This is a genomic window from Winogradskya humida (genome assembly GCF_016862215.1).
GTDB classification, from domain to species: domain Bacteria; phylum Actinomycetota; class Actinomycetes; order Mycobacteriales; family Micromonosporaceae; genus Actinoplanes; species Actinoplanes humidus.
Genome location: NZ_BOMN01000059.1, coordinates 13,842 through 29,991 on the forward strand (window position 1 = coordinate 13,842; position 16,150 = coordinate 29,991).

Below are 16,150 nucleotides of genomic sequence, written 5' to 3' on the forward strand. Positions count from 1 at the left end.
CGCTCGACCCCGGGACGTGCCACCATCGGGCTGAGGAGGTCACCTTTTGCGAACAGAGCTTTTCGAACCCGACGTAACGACCGGTGAGCTGGAACTCGAGGAACGGCACTCGCTACGGCGCGTGGCGGGTCTCTCCACCGAGCTCACGGACATCACCGAGGTCGAGTACAGGCAGCTGCGGCTCGAGCGAGTAGTCCTGGTCGGCGTCTGGACCGAGGGCAGCGTCAGCGATGCGGAGAATTCCCTCGCCGAGCTCGCCGCTCTGGCCGAGACCGCCGGCTCCGAGGTGCTCGAAGGCCTCATCCAGCGCCGCGGCCGGCCCGACTCGGCCACCTTCATCGGCCGGGGCAAGGTCGACGAGCTGCGCGACGTGGTCATCGCCACCGGCGCCGACACCGTCATCTGCGACGGCGAGCTCTCGCCGTCCCAGCTGCGCAACCTGGAGAAGCAGGTCAAGGTCAAGGTCGTCGACCGCACCGCGCTGATCCTCGACATCTTCGCCCAGCACGCGAAGAGCAAGGAAGGCAAGGCGCAGGTCGAGCTGGCCCAGCTGCAGTACCTCCTGCCGCGACTGCGCGGCTGGGGTGACTCGCTGTCCCGGCAGGGCGGTGGCGCGGGCGGTGGATCCGGCGGTGGCGTGGGAACACGTGGCCCCGGTGAGACGAAGATCGAGACCGACCGCCGCCGGATCAACCAGCGCATCACGAAACTGCGCCGTGAGATCAAGGCGATGCGGACGGCCCGCCAGACCAAGCGCTCCAAACGTTCCAACAGCGGGGTGCCGGGTGTGGCGATCGCCGGCTACACCAACGCCGGCAAGTCCAGCCTGCTCAACCGGCTGACCTCGGCCGGTGTGCTGGTGGAGGACGCGCTCTTCGCCACCCTCGACCCGACGACGCGGCGCACCGCCGCGGAGGACGGCCGGGTCTTCACGCTCTCCGACACCGTCGGCTTCGTCCGGCACCTGCCGCACCAGATCGTCGAGGCCTTCCGCTCGACGCTCGAGGAAGTCGCCTACGCCGACCTCGTCCTGCACGTGGTCGACGGCGCGCACCCCGACCCCGAGGGTCAGGTGGCCGCGGTCCGCGAGGTCCTCAGCGAGGTCGGTGCCGACCGCATCCCCGAGCTGCTCGTCATCAACAAGGTCGACGCGGCCGACGAGGAGACGATCCTGCGGCTCAAGCGGGCCTGGCCCGACGCGGTCTTCGCGTCAGCCCGGTCCGGCCAGGGCATCCCCGAGGTGCACGCCGCCATCGCGCAGCGGCTTCCGCGGCCCGCGGTGGATCTGCGGATCCTGCTGCCCTACGACCGCGGCGACCTGGTCGCCCGCATCCACCGCCAGGGACAGGTGCTGGACACCCGGCACACCGACGAGGGATCGGAGCTCCGGGTGCGCGTCGGCGAGCACCTGGCCGCCGATCTGGAGCAGTTCGTCGTGCCTCGGTGATGGGCCCGATACGGTGCGTGCCCCGGTTCGCCGCCCTTTGACCAGCCTTGATCCACGCGTAACACCGGCACGCGACGCCGCATGCGACACTGATCGGATGCGGCGTCTCGTGTTCCCAGCCATGCTGGCCTTTGGGCTGGTAGTGGCGGGTGCCGTGCCAGCCTCCGCCGAGGAGGCCCCAGCGGCCTCGGCGACGAAGGCCGCGGCCGGCAAGAAGGTCTGTAAGGTCACCGATCCGCTTCTCGACGAGCTCTCGGGCATCGTCGCGACGGACGACGGGTTCATCGTCATCAACGACGGGTCGCTCACCGACGAGAAGAAGAAGGTTTTCTTCCTCGACGACAAGTGTGCGATCAAGAACTCCGTCGCCTACAGCGGTGGACCCCTCGACACCGAAGACATGATCGTCTCGCCGGACGGCAAAAAGCTCTGGATCGCGGACACCGGCGACAACGCCGTCCGTGACAAGAGCGCCACCCCCCGCCCCACGGTCGCCCTCTGGACCATGCCGACCGACGGCTCCGAGAAGCCGAAGATCCACCGCCTCTCGTACCCCGACGGCGACAAGCACGACGCCGAGGCGCTCCTGCTGGACGGCAAGGGCAACCCGATCATCGTCACCAAGGAAGTCACCGGCGCGGCGCAGATCTACACGCCCACGACGGCCCTGAAGACGAACAACAAAGAGGGCGTCCCGCTCAAGAAGGTCGGCACGCTCGAACTCCCCCGCACGGACACCTCGGGCACCACGTTCGCCCGCCTCGCCCAGGGAGTGGTCACGGGCGGCGCCGTCTCTCCCGACGGCAAGAAGGTAGTGATCCGCACCTACCTCGACGCCTTCGAATGGGACGTCACCAACGGCGACGTGGTCGCGGCCCTCAAAGCCACCCCCCGCGCCACCGGCCTCCCCAACGAGCCGTTCGGCGAAGCCATCAGTTACAGCGCCGACGGCAAGACCTTCGTCACGGTCTCCGACTTCGGTGACATCGACGACGGCTCGGTCAACTACATCCTGCGCTACACCCCGGCCACCAAGGTCGTCGAGGCGAAGTCCGACTCCGCCTCCGACAGCAAGTCAGCCGGCTCCAGCTTCTTCTCCGACCTCAGCCTCGACGACATCACCTACCTCGTCGCCGGCGTCGGCGTCATCGGCCTCCTCCTCGTGGGCGCGGGCGTCATCGGCATCGTGAAGGCCCGCAAGAAGCGAGCCCTCGAGCCGGCACCCGCCGACGACGACGAGGACGATCTCCTCGGCGCCCCCGCCCCCGGCGACGCCAAAACCGAACTCCTCACCGTCGGCGGCCCACCCCGCGGCAACGCGGCCTACGCCGCCGGGGCCGGCCCTTCGGGCCCGATCTACGGAGCCAAAGCAGCCGCAGCCCAGAGCGCAGGCGTCTACGGCGGCGCCGCTGCTGGTGCAGCCGCCGCGGGTCGCCCTGGTCCTGGCGGTCCCGGTGGCCCGCAGGGTCGCCCTGCCGGTGGCCCTCCGGGCGCAGGTCAGCCCGCTCGCGGTGCGCAGCCCGCCCGCCCTGGTGGCCCCGGCGGTCCCGGTGGCCCCCAGGGTCGTCCCACCGGCGGCGCCCAAGCTGCCCGCCCCGCCGGCGCGGCCCAGCCCGGCCGCCCCACCGGCGCCGCTCAACCTCCCCGCCCCGGTGGCGCTGCGCAGCCCGCCCGCGCCGGTGGAGCTCCTGTCGCCCAGCCCCCTCGCACCGGCGGTTCCGCCCAGCCTTCTCGTCCCACGGGCGCAGCTCAGCCTCCGCGTCCCGGTGGCGCTGCCCAGCCTCCGCGTCCGGGCGGTGCGGCTCAGCCTCCGCGTCCGGGCGGCGTTGCCCAGCCCGCTCGCCCGGCGGGTGGTGCTCAGCAGGGCCGTCCCACTGGTGGTGCCCAGCAAGGCCGTCCCTCTGGTGGCGCTCAGCAGGGTCGTCCCGCCGGTGGCGGTGCCCAGGGTCGCCCCGCAGGTGGGGCTCAGCAAGGTCGTCCCGCAGGTGGTGCCCAGCAGGGTCGTCCCGCCGACGGTGCCCAGTCCGGCCGTCCCGCCGGCGGCCAGGGCCGTCCCACCGGCGGCGCACCCCGCCCGCCCCAGGGTGGCCAGCCCGCTGCCCGGCCTGCCTCGGCCCCGCAACCCGGCCGCGCCCCTCAGCCTCCCGCCCGCGGTGGCCAGCCCCCACGCGGCGGAGCCGCCCAACCCGGCCGCGCCACACCCCCTCCCACCCGCGGCGGCGGCCCCCAGCAAGGCGGTGGCGACAACGGCCGCCCCGGCCGCGGCGGAGGGGGCGTCTATGGCGGCGGTCCCCAGCAGGGTGGCGGCGGAGGCCGGTAAGCGAGCCAACCCCAACAGCTCCCTGAACAACGCGCACCGAGGCGGGGGAGGCCTGGAGAACCGGGGCTCCTGCGGCCCGTCTTCTTTTGGTCAGATGTACGGCCGCTGACCACTCAGCTCAGCGAGGCTGGACACCACACCGGGTGTCCGGCCTCGCTTGGTTTCCATCGCCGTTGTCATGACCGCTCGTACCTGCCAGTCACGGGCCCCACTCCGCGGAGCGTTCGCCGAGAGCCTCGGCGACGGCCTGGTTGATCGAGGGCAGCTGATGCAGGGACAGGCCGTCGAGCGCCGCGGGGTGCAGGTATGCGAGCCGGAGCACTTCGGCGGCCGTCTCATCGCCGACGAGGCCCGGCGCGAGAGCGGCGGATACCCGGACCCCCAACTCCGCATCCGAGAGCCACTTCGTCGGCGTCACGCCCAGCTCGCCGAGCCCGAGGACCATCGACTCCCGATAACGCGGTGAACCCTGGCAAGCCTGCTCGGCGTGGTAGGCGGTGATCTCGTCGTGGTACCTGCGGAGGCTGGGGTGGGCGACGAGCAACGCCGTGGCGCTCGCAGCGGCTGCGCGCAATTCCTCCGGCTGACTTGGCGCGAGCAGCGTTGACAGCGGTGCGAAACACTCCGGGAGGAAGTCGAAGCAGTCCACTCGGGCCGCGGCGATCAACACCTGGCCAGGTGCGTCACCGGCATCCCAGTCGAAGATCGACCGCTCCTGCCGCAGGAATTCGTCGAGCCATTCGTGCACGGCCGGGTCGTTGCGGCGGGCGGCGATGAGCCGCGCGCTGTCCAGGTCGTTGCCGGTGAGGGCGGAACGGATCACATCCCGGATCCACCACACCGCGGCGACCCGCAGGGTGGGATCGGACCCGCCGAAGTCGTCCGCGGTGACGGCACTCACGAGGTGGCGCAGGCCGAGAACCGTTGCCGGGGTGATCCGCCCGCCGCAGTGGAGCGCTGTCCACAGGAACGTGTAGGGCTGCCACACCGCGCCGGGATGATCCTTGAGGTAGGTGTCTTCCCCGCCGCGCTGGAGCACGTCCAGCAACTCGTCGCCACCGCGCGCCGGTCCGTACGCGTGGAAGGCCCGGTCCCAGCTGCTCATGCCCAACTTTCCCGCCGTACCCGGAGAATGCTCGTGCGGCGGGGCGGCCCGGTTGGTGTCAGATCCGGCGGAGGACGGCCACCACGCGGCCCATGACGACGGCGTCGTCACCGGGGATGGGGTCGAAGGAGGGGTTGGCGGGCATCAGCCAGACGTGGCCGTCCCGCTGGCGATAGCTCTTGACGGTGGCTTCGCCGTCGATCATGGCGGCCACTATGTCGCCCACGTTGGCGGAGGGCTGCTGGCGGACCACCACCCAGTCGCCGTTGCAGATGGCCGCGTCGATCATCGAGTCGCCCTTGACCTCGAGCATGAAGACCTCGCCCTCGCCGACGAGCTCGCGGGGGAGGGGGAAGAAGTCCTCGACCGCCTGCTCGGCCAGGATCGGGCCACCGGCGGCGATGCGACCCAGCAGCGGCACGTAGGCCGGGGCCGGGCGGGCCGAGCGGAGGGTCTCGTCGTCGACCATCTCGCTGGGGGAGCGGACGTCCACCGCGCGCGGCCGGTTGGGGTCGCGGCGCAGGAAGCCCTTCTTCTCGAGCTCCTTGAGCTGGTAGGCCACGCTCGACGGGGAGACCAGGCCGACCGCTTCGCCGATCTCACGGACGCTCGGCGGGTAGCCGTAGCGCTCCACCCAGTCCTTGATGAACTCCAGGATGCGGCGCTGGCGGGCCGTGAGGTCAGCCGTCACCACGTCGGGGAACTGGCTCACCACCGGTGTCACCGAACGCAACTGCGGCGCGTCGGCGCTGCGGGCCCGGGCCGGGGTCCGGCGGCGCAGGGCCGCCCGGTTGTTCGTCGCCTCGGGCTTCGAGTCCTTCTGCTGTTCCCGGCTCGTCCGGTCGTCGGTCGACACGTCGGCCCTCCTTGTCGGCCAGTGCCCTCTCGGACACGTGGTGCGCTCGCGGAGCCGGACATCTGCCGTGGGGATGACGTATGTCCGGCTGACCCCTCTTGAAGCAGAACCGTACTTGCGCGGTACGACATATTCAAACATCTGTACGACATTCTCCCGGCGTGTCGCCCTGAAGTGCTCGACTTCCGTACGCCTGTTCTGATAGACCGTCGTACGGGCGTTCGATCGAACGCCCGTACGAGAGAAGTATGCGATGAAAGGAATATGCCGTGGTAGCAACCGGTGTGCGCTCGGGCCGCCCCGCCCCGCTGCGGTTGACGCGGCGGGGACGTGTCGCCGTTCTGGCTTTCTTCGTGCTTCTGGCTTCCTTGGCCAGTGCAGTGCTGTGGACCACAGCCTCGCGCGCCGACGAAACGCCCGCCGGACCCGCCGTGTCGGTGGTGGTCCAGCCGGGCGACTCGCTGTGGTCGATCGCCGACCGGATGGTCCCGGAGCGCTCGCCGCAGCAGGTGGTCCCTGAGATCCGCGATCTGAACGGGATCGACAGTGCGTACATCTATGCCGGCCAGACCCTGGCGGTCCCGAGCCGCTGAGGGTTCGCCCCGCGGGCGCTCGGCGTGGTGGGTAGTGGCGGCGACCGGGGTGAGTAGTCGGGATCACCTGTCGTCGGTGGCGTGGTGGTGGGGGTGCTGTGGTGTCCGGGGGCTGCCGGCAGGGGTGGAGAGCAGGCCGTTGACCGGTCGGGGCATTCATGGATATGAGGGTCCGGGCGTGGTGGGTTTACCCCGTCGCGTGACCTTGATCAACTGGTTTCGGTGCTGGCCGTGACCGGTGCGGCACCCGGCGTGTTGAGGTAGAAAATACGGCGCGCCGAACCGTCGGTGAACTTGCGTCGGCGTCCGCAGCGGCATAACGTCAACCCCAACATCTAGTAGTTACAAGGGTGTAAGTCATCCACAGGTTGGGGTCTGGCCCCCACGTCGTCCACAGATTCGTCCACAGGTCCGAGGCGGAAATTGATCACCTCGGAGCTGCGTGTTGGCGTGTCCGGGCGGCGGGGAGACCGCGGGCAACTTCCTCTGGTGATCAGTGCTCTGAAGCTCTGGCGACAGGAGGATTACGGTGCGGTGCCCGTACTGCCGGCACGCGGACTCCCGCGTGGTCGACTCGCGTGAGGCCGACGACGGTCAGTTGATCCGTCGCCGTCGGTCGTGCCCCGAGTGCGGCAAGCGGTTCACCACCGTCGAGGAGGCCGTCCTCGCCGTGGTCAAGCGCAGCGGAGTCACCGAGCCCTTCAGCCGGACGAAGATCATGAGCGGGGTGCGCAAGGCCTGCCAGGGCCGGCCCGTCGACGAGGACTCGATCGCGCTGCTCGCGCAGAAGGTCGAGGAGACCGTGCGGGCCAAGGGTGCGGCCGAGGTGCCCAGTCACGACGTGGGCCTGGCGATCCTGCTTCCGCTTCGTGAGCTCGACCAGGTGGCCTATCTGCGCTTCGCGAGCGTCTACAAGTCGTTCGACTCGCTCGACGAGTTCGAGCGGGAGATCTCCGAGCTGCGAGAGGCCGCCACGAGCCGGGAGGCGGCCGCCCGGCACGTGGTCACCACCAGGCCCTCCGGCGGCAGGGCACCGAAGATCAGCGACAGGTCGCCCTAGGCCGGCACCACCACGCCGGGCGAGGCGGCACGGCGAGCACCAGCGGCGCGCGCAGACACCATCAGTGTGCGCCGGCCGAAGCGCGTGGGGCTAGGAAAAGCGCAGCGCCGAAGCAAAACCCGTGGGAGGGCAAGTAACCGCGGGCGTATCACCTGGGACTGCAACACCGGCGCGAGTACTGCACCGCCGCCACGGGGCGCCGCGCGTACCGGTGCGCTTTCGGGCGTACCGGCAGAGGGGTTTTGCCCCGAAACGGCTGGGAATGGAAGCACGGCCCGGGAGGCCGCGCTGTCGGAAAGTGGATCGCGGTGGGGAAGCCGTGATCGTTCGAGGGGGAGCACGCACATGGCCGGTGACGGCATCACAGCAGGTCGGCAGCGCACTCGCGCTGGTAACGGGGGCGCCGCGGTCGGGGGGCTGCGCGTCGAGCGGGTCTGGACGACCGAGGGGGTCCACCCGTATGACGAGGTCGAGTGGGAGCGCCGCGACGTCGTCATGACGAACTGGCGGGACGGCTCGATCAACTTCGAGCAGCGCGGGGTCGAATACCCGGCCACGTGGAGCGTCAACGCCGCGAACATCGTCACCACCAAGTACTTCCGGGGTGCGGTCGGCACGCCGGGACGCGAGTGGTCGCTCAAGCAGCTCATCGACCGGGTCGTGAAGACCTACCGCAAGGCCGGCGACGACAACAACTACTTCGCCGCCCCGGCCGACGCCGAGGTGTTCGAGCACGAGCTGACCTGGATGCTGCTGCACCAGGTGTTCAGCTTCAACTCGCCGGTGTGGTTCAACGTCGGCACGTCCTCGCCGCAGCAGGTCAGTGCGTGTTTCATCCTGTCCGTGGATGACTCGATGGACTCGATCCTCGACTGGTACAAAGAAGAGGGCCTGATCTTCAAGGGTGGCTCCGGTTCCGGCGTCAACCTCTCCCGGATCCGCTCCTCCCGTGAGCTGCTCTCCTCCGGTGGCACCGCCAGCGGCCCGGTCAGCTTCATGCGTGGCGCCGACGCCAGCGCCGGGACGATCAAGTCCGGTGGCGCGACCCGCCGCGCGGCCAAGATGGTCATCCTCGACGTCGATCACCCCGACATCGAGGAGTTCGTCACCACCAAGGCCCGCGAAGAGGACAAGATCCGGGCCCTGCGCGACGCCGGGTTCGACATGGACCTCGGCGGCGCCGACATCGTCTCCGTGCAGTACCAGAACGCCAACAACTCCGTTCGCGTCAGCGACGAGTTCATGCGGGCGGTTGACGAGGGCACCACGTTCGACCTGCGGGGCCGGATGCACGGCGAGACGATCGAGAGCATCGACGCCCGCAAGCTGTTCACCGAGATCGCGAAGGCCGCCTGGGAGTGCGCCGACCCGGGTCTGCAGTACGACGACACGATCAACGACTGGCACACCAACCCGGAGACCGGCCGCATCACCGCGTCCAACCCGTGTTCGGAGTACATGTCGCTGGACGACTCGTCCTGCAACCTCGCCTCGCTCAACCTGATGAAGTTCCTGAAGTCCGACGGTGGCTTCGAGATCGAGAAGTTCGTCAAGAGCGTCGAGTTCGTGATCACCGCCATGGAGATCTCGATCTCCTTCGCGGACTTCCCGACCCCGAAGATCGGCGAGACCACGCGTGCCTACCGCCAGCTCGGCATCGGGTACGCGAACCTCGGCGCGCTGCTCATGGCGACCGGCCACCCGTACGACTCGGAGTCGGGCCGTGGCGTCGCCGCCGCGATCACCTCGCTGATGACTGGTGTCGCCTACCGCCGCTCCGCGGAGATCGCCGGCGTGGTCGGCGCGTACGACGGCTATGCCCGCAACGCCGACGCCCACAAGCGGGTCATGCGCAAGCACGCCGCGGCGAACGACGCGATCCGCCCGCAGGGCGACGTCGCCACCGCCCTGGTGAAGGAAGCCACCAAGCAGTGGCAGAACGGCAACAAGATCGGTGAGAAGAACGGCTGGCGCAACGCCCAGGCGTCCGTGCTCGCGCCGACCGGCACCATCGGCCTGATGATGGACTGCGACACCACCGGCGTCGAGCCCGACCTGGCCCTGGTCAAGTTCAAGAAGCTCGTCGGCGGCGGCTCGATGCAGATCGTCAACCAGACGGTCCCGCGCGCGCTGCGCAGCCTCGGCTACCCCGAGGAGCAGGTCGAGGCGATCGTCGAGCACATCGCCGACCACGGCATCGTGGTCGACGCGCCCGGCCTCAAGCCCGAGCACTACGCGGTCTTCGACTGCGCGATGGGCGAGCGCTCGATCGCCCCGATGGGCCACGTCCGGATGATGGCGGCCGTCCAGCCGTTCATCTCGGGCGCGATCTCCAAGACGATCAACATGCCGGAGTCGGCGACCGTCGAAGACATCGAGAACGTGCACTTCCAGGGCTGGAAGCTGGGCCTGAAGGCGCTCGCGATCTACCGCGACAACTGCAAGGTCGGCCAGCCGCTGTCGGCGTCCAAGGGCAACAAGGCCGCCGCCCCGGCAGTGGTCGATGTGGTCGCCGAGGCCGAGAAGATCGTCGAGAAGGTCATCGAGTACCGCCCGGTCCGCAAGCGCCTCCCCAAGAAGCGCACCTCGGAGACGGTGTCGTTCTCGGTCGCCGGTGCCGAGGGCTACCTGACGGCGTCGTCCTACCCGGACGGCGGCCTCGGCGAGGTCTTCCTCAAGATGTCGAAGCAGGGTTCCACCCTGGCCGGCGTCATGGACGCCTTCTCGGTGGCAATCTCGATAGGGCTGCAGTACGGCGTCCCCCTGGAGACGTTCGTCAGCAAGTTCACCAACATGCGCTTCGAGCCCGCCGGCATGACCGACGACTCCGACGTCCGCATGGCCGCCTCGGTGATGGACTACATCTTCCGCCGCCTGGCCCTGGACTTCCTGCCCTACGACACCCGCGCCGAGCTGGGCATCTTCACCGCCAAGGAGCGTGCGGCCCAGATCCAGGCCGAAGCCGCCGAGGCCGCAGGCGTGGTCGCCGAGACCACAAGCGTCGACCTCGCAGGCATGGCCGCCTCAGCCCCGGTCACCGCCCCGACCGCCGAGGTCCCCGCCGCCACCGAAATCGAGAAGGCCGCGCCCACCACAGCGCACTCCTCCACGGAGCTCCTCGAAATCGTCCTGGGCACCTCCGCCGACGCCCCGCTCTGCTTCACCTGCGGCACCAAGATGCGCCCCGCAGGCAGCTGCTACGTCTGCGAAGGCTGCGGCTCCACCTCCGGCTGCAGCTGAAAAATGACCGTTCTGGGGCGTCCCCTCCAGGGGCGTCCTGAGACCCAGAAGATGCTGCACGCTTGATAAATCGGGAAGTCCCCCGGACCTGTCGCGGTCCGGGGGACTTTCCGTTGGTACACGACGTGGACTCGACCGGGGTCCGCGAGACCCCGGCACCTGTCCGGAGCAGGACCCGAGCCCGTGCCACGCCCCGTCAAGGCACCACGATGCCAGCCGCGCCTCGTGCCCAGCGTCCAGCGGCGGATGAGCCGGGGGATCGGTGAGGAGACTCACCAGCGGAGGTCATTGCCCTCCAAGGAGAGATAGCGCGGCGAGGTGGTGTCGGAGCTGTCCAGGAGTTGACCGAGCCGGATGGCAGCCTCGCGGGGCGACGTGTCCGCGTCGCCCGCTCCCATGGCAGTGGTGAGGCTGCCCGGATGGACAGCCCAGCACCGTACGCGACCGGCGAGTTCCTGGGCGAGGGCGATTGTCAGCATGTTCTGAGCAGCCTTGGAGATGCGGTACGCGTAGCTGGTCCGTCGGACGGCGAAGTCGCCTGCGGCCTGCGCAGCCAGCGAGCCGAGCCGGGACGACACGTTGATGATCAGCGGCGCGGGCGCGGCCAGGAGCATCGGTAGCAGGGCCTGGGTGAGACGCATCGGGCCCGCGACATTGACATCGACGGCGTCCAGGATCGTCTGCGGGTCGCAGTCCTCGAGTGGGCAGGCCGACGCTCCGATGCCGGCATTGTTGATCAGCGCGTCGACCGGCCGTCCGTGGACAACCGCCAGAAGGGCCTCGCTCACCGGATCCCGGACGTCCTGCAGAACAGGTTCAACGCCGGCCCGCTTGATCGACACTGCTGCGGACTCTGTACGGACACAGGCCACGACGTTCCAACTCTGATCGGCGAGATATCTGGTCAGGGCCGCACCGAGCCCTCGGCTGCTGCCGGTGACCACTGCCAACCGGGTGGTCACCGGAGTACGAGCAGGTCGAGGGCGTCGACGACCGGGCCGGACTCGGTTCGTGCGGCCTCCTGAAGACGGGCTACACCCGCGGCATAGGCTTGATCGCTGATCAACTGCAGGGGCGTATGCGCATCGCGCTGCAGGCCGGCGGCGGCATCGGCCACGGAGGGGGCGGTCACTTGTGGGACCGGTTCGCAGCCGGTTGCCGTGAAGCCGGCGGTGGCGAACGCCGCCTCGACGTCGGGGATGCTCGGGTAGCGGTCCAGCACGGCGACGGCTTCCGGGAACCATCGGAACAGGTTGATCGCTTCGTGCCGGCCGGCGAACGCGGAGCGGATCAGCACCGGCGCGCCCGGCTTCAGTACCCGCCGGATCTCGCGGGCGGCGGCTTCCAGGTCGGGAACGTGATGAATCACGGTGGAGAGCCAGACCCCGTCGAGACTCGCATCCGGGAACGGGATGTCGTCGGCGGCACCGGCGGAGACCGGTTGAAACATCGACCGCTCACGCATCGCTGCCGAAGGCTCGACGGCCAGGACGGCGATGCCGGGCCACCAGGTGCGGAATGCCCGCGCCCAGCTGCCGGTGCCGCACCCGAGGTCGAGCAGGCGCACCCCGGGTCGGGGCTCGAAGTGCCGCCCGATCGCGGCGCGCCAGGTAGCGAGGTCATCGTCCCGCAGGTGACGGGTCTCCTCGAACGCCGCTGTGTCCACTCTGTCGTACGCGATAAGTGCCATGCGCCGACCCAACCTGGCCGACCGCGCGGCAGGCAAGAGGTAGTGCACCGGTTCACATCGATCGAAGTCTTTCGCCGGTCTCGCCCACGCTGCCTACGGCACTGATGGTTTCGACCTGGTGCTGATACTGGGCGGGAGGCGCCTGAGGGGCCCCACGGTTGCGGAGCCCCCTCAGCCTCTATGCGGTCCAAGCGGGGTCGCGGCCGGTGAGGCCGAGGATGCGGTCGAGGGGTGGGGCGTCGGCGGGGATGGGGATTTCTTTGCCGTAGGCCTCCATCTGGCGGCCGAGTTCGGCGGTTTTCGCGACGTCTTCGAGGAGGAAGTCGAGCACCCCGGGCGCCCATTGTGGGTGCTGACCGGTCGCCGTGGCTACGTCCCAGCCGTGGACGACGACTTCGCCGATGGCCATGCCGCCGACCATCGGGGCCGGCATCGGGGCATTGCCCATGGAGATTTCGCCCTCCCACGACTTGGGGTCGGAGTAGACGGTGCCCAGGATGGCGTAGCGGTCCTCGAGGCTTTCCGGGGGCTCGGATGTCACCCCGGCGGCTGAGGACAGCCAGGTGGCGGTGCCGGCCATGTGGTCCAGTAATTGGCGTACGGTGAAATTGCCGCACGGGGTGGGGAGGTCGAGCTGGTCGGGGCGGACGGCCTTGACCACCGCGATTGTGGGTTCCAGGGCCGGCGTGACGAGCTCATGTGCTGACATGACTACTGACCATAGGCCGCTTCGGTGCTCAGGTGTGGGACCGGTTTGACAAGATCGAAACACGCTATCGGTCAATATTTGCGATGCTGGATGGGTGCAGATTCTCGCAGCCGCCGCCGCGGTGCTCACCCTGATCAGCGGTCCCACCCCGCCCGCCGAGTTCGGCAGCGACTGGGACGACCCCGTGACGGCGGCCCCGCCCGTGACCGCCCCGCATGCCCCCAGCTGCTCGACGACGATTGTGGATACCGAATTCCGGGACTTCACGCCGTACCGGTCGAATTATTCTCCGTCTTGTGCCGGGCCCTGGCAGAAAGTGGTGCTGCGCCTGGATGGTGCGGTCGCGGGGCGGCAATATGACCGCCTCGGCTATCTGACGGTCGGCGGGGTGACCATCTTCAAGACCTCGACTCCCGAGCCTTCGCCGGACGGAATCACCTGGTCGGTGGAGAAGGACATCACGCAGTACGCGTCGCTGCTCGCCAAGCCGCAACCGATCGAAATGCTCATCGGGAACGTCGTCGACGGCACCTACACGGGCGTGCTCGACGTGACGGTGAAGCTGACTTTCTATCGGGGTGCGTCCGGTGACCGGCCGGATGTGCTCCCGATCAGCCAGGCCATTCCCCGCAACACCGAAAAGCTGTTCGCCGACGTGTATGCGACGGGGTCCGGTGGTGGTTGCGAGGAATTCTGGTATCAGACCGTTCCGGACGGGATCCCGTACTCCTGCCCCGCGGACAACGGCCCGTATCGCGAAGTTCAGATCACCATCGACGGCCGGCTGGCGGGCATTGCCGCACCGTATCCGCACATCTACACCGGTGGATGGTCAAACCCGTTCCTCTGGTACGTCCTGCCGGCGCCCCGCGCATTCGACATCCAGCCCATCCGCTATGACCTGACACCTTTCGCCGGTCTGCTCACCGACGGTAAAGCGCACGACATCAAGGTGGACGTGGTCGGTGTACCCGAAGGCCAGTCCGGGTGGGACGTCCCGACGGCGCTGCTCGCCTGGCGGGACAAACACGCCACGCAGGTCACCGGCGGCCTGCTGAGCAGCACGTCGTCGCCGCTGCGCAACACCTCGGTCTACACCGAACCCACCCTGAAGACCACCGGTGGCCATTCGCTCACAGTCAGTGGTTACCTCAACACCTCACACGGCCGCGTCACCACGACGGTCGGCCGCACGGTCGCGAACACCAGCACGCACACCTGGAACGCCGACGAAACCAACGATGCGCTCCGCGCGATCTGGACCGACACCACCAGCACCACCATCAAAGCGGGCCGCTCCAGGCCGTCCACCACAACAACCAGCCGTCAGTACGCCCTGAGCGGCGCGATCACCATCGATGAGAACGACCGCCTGACCACCACGATCTCGCTCACCGACGCAGCGACAACCCCCGCCACCCGCCTCCTCGACACCTACGAGGGCACCGCCTCCTGGCTCCTCAACGTCCCCCGCGACCAGCGCCACGCCACCGGCACCTCCACCGAGCGCTACCGCCTGTGGCAGCCCGGACCCGACTACGACCACACCATCACGGCGGTGAACGGCACGATCACCGCCGACCGTCACTGACGCTTTTATCGGCGTTTCTACTCCGGCCCGCTCGGGATTGCTTTCTCTCCCGGGCGGGCTTGTCCGCGTTTTCTCTCCTTGCGGCTTGCCGACGTGCTCTTTCCATGCGGCTTGCTGGCGTGCTCTCCCTATACGGCTTGCTTACGCGTCTTCCCTCTGCGGCTCGCTGGCGTTTCTGCCCTGCGGCTTGCTGGCGTTTCCGCTCTGCGGCTTGCTGGCGTTTCTGCCTTGCGGCTTGCTCGCGTTTCTGCCTCTGCGGCTTGCTAGGTTGAGACGTGATCGACCGGCGCGACTCGCACGTCCAGGCTGCGAAGATCGCCGTCGCGGTCACGTTCGCCACCAACGGGATCGCGTTCGCGGGCTGGCTGGCCCGCGCCCCCGCCGTACGCAACGATCTGGGCCTGTCCCCGGCCGGCCTCGGACTGCTCCTGCTCTGCCTCTCGGGAGCGGCAGTCCTGGCGATCCCCCTGGCCGGCCCGCTCGTCCAACGCTTCGGCGCGGCCCGCACGGTCCTCACCAGCAGCATGTCGGTCGTCCTCGGCCTGCTCATTCTGGGCACCGGCACCGCCCTCGGCTCAGTCCCGATCGCCGGCGCCGGCCTCGTCCTCCTCGGCGCGGGCAACAGCCTCTGGGACGTAGCCATGAACGTCGAAGGCGCCACCGTCGAACGCCGTCTCGCCCGAACCCTGATGCCCCGCTTCCACGCAGCTTTCAGCCTGGGCACAGTCGGCGGGGCGGGCTTGAGCGCGCTGGCTGCGTACCTGGGAATCTCAGTGACCACACAGGTCTGCGCCACCGCTCTCCTGGCAGCAACGGTCATGCTCTTCACGGTCCGCTGGTTCCTCCCGGCCGAACCCACCCCCGCGGGCAACCACCCCGGCGGCCGCGTCCGCGACGCCTGGCGCGAACCCCGGACCCTGCTCATCGGCGTCATCATGCTCGGCTTCGGCTTCACCGAAGGCGCCGCCAACGACTGGCTGGCCATCAGCCTCGTCGACGGTTATCACGCGACAGAGACGGTAGGGGCCATCGGCTTCGGTTTCTTCGTCACCGCCATGACCCTCGGCCGCCTCTTCGGCGGCACGGCAATCGAACGCTGGGGCCGGGTAACAGCCTTACGGGTGACGGCGATCTCCGCCCTGCTCGGCCTGCTCCTGGCGATCTCCGGCCTGCCGATCCCCGTGGTCCTCGTCGGCGCGCTGCTCTGGGGCGCCGGCGCTTCCCTCGGGTTTCCCATCGGCATGAGCGCAGCCGCCGATGATCCCCTCCGCGCGGCGATCCGGGTGTCCGTCGCGGGCTCGATCGGCTACGGGGCGTTCCTGGCTGGGCCGCCGCTGATCGGCCTTCTCGCGGAACACTTCGGCATCCTGCGGGCACTGCTCCTGGTCGTCGTCGCCATCGGGCTGGGCCTGATCGGCTCGGGAGCAGCCCGTCCCTTGCCCGCCGCAGTAACCCGAACCACTCCGGCCGGCCCGCCGCACGACTCGGACGGTAACGCCGCCGGCTGAGCTGCTGCTGGTGTCCGCCCTGGCTGGTCGC

Annotated in this window: 12 protein-coding genes; 7 read left to right on the forward strand and 5 right to left on the reverse strand. The window is 69.1% G+C overall.

Annotated elements, in window-relative coordinates:
- Nucleotides 1-46: 46 nt before the first annotated feature.
- Nucleotides 47-1,447 carry a GTPase HflX gene (hflX, locus tag Ahu01nite_RS23485; protein WP_203838759.1) on the forward strand — a complete coding sequence of 467 codons (1,401 nt, stop codon included), beginning with the start codon at nt 47-49 and terminating at the stop codon, nt 1,445-1,447.
- 97 nt (nt 1,448-1,544) lie between these two features.
- Nucleotides 1,545-3,767 carry a hypothetical protein gene (locus Ahu01nite_RS23490; protein ID WP_203838760.1) on the forward strand — a complete coding sequence of 741 codons (2,223 nt, stop codon included), beginning with the start codon at nt 1,545-1,547 and terminating at the stop codon, nt 3,765-3,767.
- A gap of 199 nt (nt 3,768-3,966) precedes the next feature.
- Here Ahu01nite_RS23490 and Ahu01nite_RS23495 read toward each other — a convergent pair whose 3' ends face one another.
- Complete coding sequence (locus Ahu01nite_RS23495) at nt 3,967-4,872, reverse strand: hypothetical protein (protein WP_203838761.1); 906 nt, start codon at nt 4,870-4,872, stop codon at nt 3,967-3,969.
- Between the two features lie 58 nt (nt 4,873-4,930).
- The gene (gene lexA, locus Ahu01nite_RS23500; RefSeq protein WP_438874815.1) at nt 4,931-5,728 is read right to left on the reverse strand and encodes a transcriptional repressor LexA; all 798 of its coding nucleotides are present in this window, start codon (nt 5,726-5,728) and stop codon (nt 4,931-4,933) included.
- A gap of 269 nt (nt 5,729-5,997) precedes the next feature.
- On the opposite strand from lexA, the gene Ahu01nite_RS23505 reads away from it, so the two are divergent.
- From Ahu01nite_RS23505 to Ahu01nite_RS23515, 3 genes are all read left to right on the forward strand, one after another.
- Nucleotides 5,998-6,321, forward strand: coding sequence for a LysM peptidoglycan-binding domain-containing protein (locus tag Ahu01nite_RS23505; protein ID WP_239159071.1), 324 nt, complete (start codon nt 5,998-6,000; stop codon nt 6,319-6,321).
- 529 nt (nt 6,322-6,850) lie between these two features.
- Nucleotides 6,851-7,381 carry a transcriptional regulator NrdR gene (gene nrdR, locus Ahu01nite_RS23510; RefSeq protein WP_203838762.1) on the forward strand — a complete coding sequence of 177 codons (531 nt, stop codon included), beginning with the start codon at nt 6,851-6,853 and terminating at the stop codon, nt 7,379-7,381.
- A 345-nt stretch (nt 7,382-7,726) separates the two neighbouring features.
- Nucleotides 7,727-10,621 (forward strand): vitamin B12-dependent ribonucleotide reductase, encoded by a 2,895-nt coding sequence (locus Ahu01nite_RS23515; RefSeq protein WP_203838763.1) that lies wholly within the window; start codon nt 7,727-7,729, stop codon nt 10,619-10,621.
- 272 nt (nt 10,622-10,893) lie between these two features.
- On the opposite strand, the gene Ahu01nite_RS23520 is transcribed toward Ahu01nite_RS23515, so the two are convergent.
- The 3 genes from Ahu01nite_RS23520 to Ahu01nite_RS23530 all read right to left on the reverse strand — a co-directional run bounded on the left by Ahu01nite_RS23520 (nt 10,894) and on the right by Ahu01nite_RS23530 (nt 13,020).
- Nucleotides 10,894-11,583 carry an SDR family NAD(P)-dependent oxidoreductase gene (locus tag Ahu01nite_RS23520; RefSeq protein WP_203838764.1) on the reverse strand — a complete coding sequence of 230 codons (690 nt, stop codon included), beginning with the start codon at nt 11,581-11,583 and terminating at the stop codon, nt 10,894-10,896.
- Nucleotides 11,580-12,311: a class I SAM-dependent methyltransferase gene (locus Ahu01nite_RS23525; RefSeq protein ID WP_203838765.1), complete on the reverse strand. Its 732-nt coding sequence runs from the start codon at nt 12,309-12,311 to the stop codon at nt 11,580-11,582. The genes Ahu01nite_RS23520 and Ahu01nite_RS23525 overlap by 4 nt, the downstream gene beginning before the upstream one ends.
- A gap of 178 nt (nt 12,312-12,489) precedes the next feature.
- Nucleotides 12,490-13,020, reverse strand: a complete 531-nt coding sequence (locus Ahu01nite_RS23530) for a TIGR03086 family metal-binding protein (protein ID WP_203838766.1) — start codon at nt 13,018-13,020, stop codon at nt 12,490-12,492.
- A 94-nt stretch (nt 13,021-13,114) separates the two neighbouring features.
- Here Ahu01nite_RS23530 and Ahu01nite_RS23535 point away from each other — a divergent pair, with 94 nt between their 5' ends.
- Together Ahu01nite_RS23535 and Ahu01nite_RS23540 are read left to right on the forward strand one after the other, a co-directional pair.
- Nucleotides 13,115-14,611: a peptide-N4-asparagine amidase gene (locus Ahu01nite_RS23535; protein WP_203838767.1), complete on the forward strand. Its 1,497-nt coding sequence runs from the start codon at nt 13,115-13,117 to the stop codon at nt 14,609-14,611.
- Nucleotides 14,612-14,886: 275 nt separating this feature from the next.
- The gene (locus tag Ahu01nite_RS23540) at nt 14,887-16,119 is read left to right on the forward strand and encodes an MFS transporter (RefSeq protein ID WP_203838768.1); all 1,233 of its coding nucleotides are present in this window, start codon (nt 14,887-14,889) and stop codon (nt 16,117-16,119) included.
- Nucleotides 16,120-16,150: the final 31 nt, after the last annotated feature.

What these genes read in the sequence shown, in the direction of transcription:
- Ahu01nite_RS23530 (WP_203838766.1), bottom strand. Translation starts at nt 13,020, where the DNA reads ATGTCAGCACATGAGCTCGTCACGCCGGCCCTGGAACCCACAATCGCG.
- Ahu01nite_RS23525 (WP_203838765.1), bottom strand. Translation starts at nt 12,311, where the DNA reads ATGGCACTTATCGCGTACGACAGAGTGGACACAGCGGCGTTCGAGGAG.
- Ahu01nite_RS23490 (WP_203838760.1), top strand. Translation starts at nt 1,545, where the DNA reads ATGCGGCGTCTCGTGTTCCCAGCCATGCTGGCCTTTGGGCTGGTAGTG.
- Ahu01nite_RS23495 (WP_203838761.1), bottom strand. Translation starts at nt 4,872, where the DNA reads ATGAGCAGCTGGGACCGGGCCTTCCACGCGTACGGACCGGCGCGCGGT.
- Ahu01nite_RS23515 (WP_203838763.1), top strand. Translation starts at nt 7,727, where the DNA reads ATGGCCGGTGACGGCATCACAGCAGGTCGGCAGCGCACTCGCGCTGGT.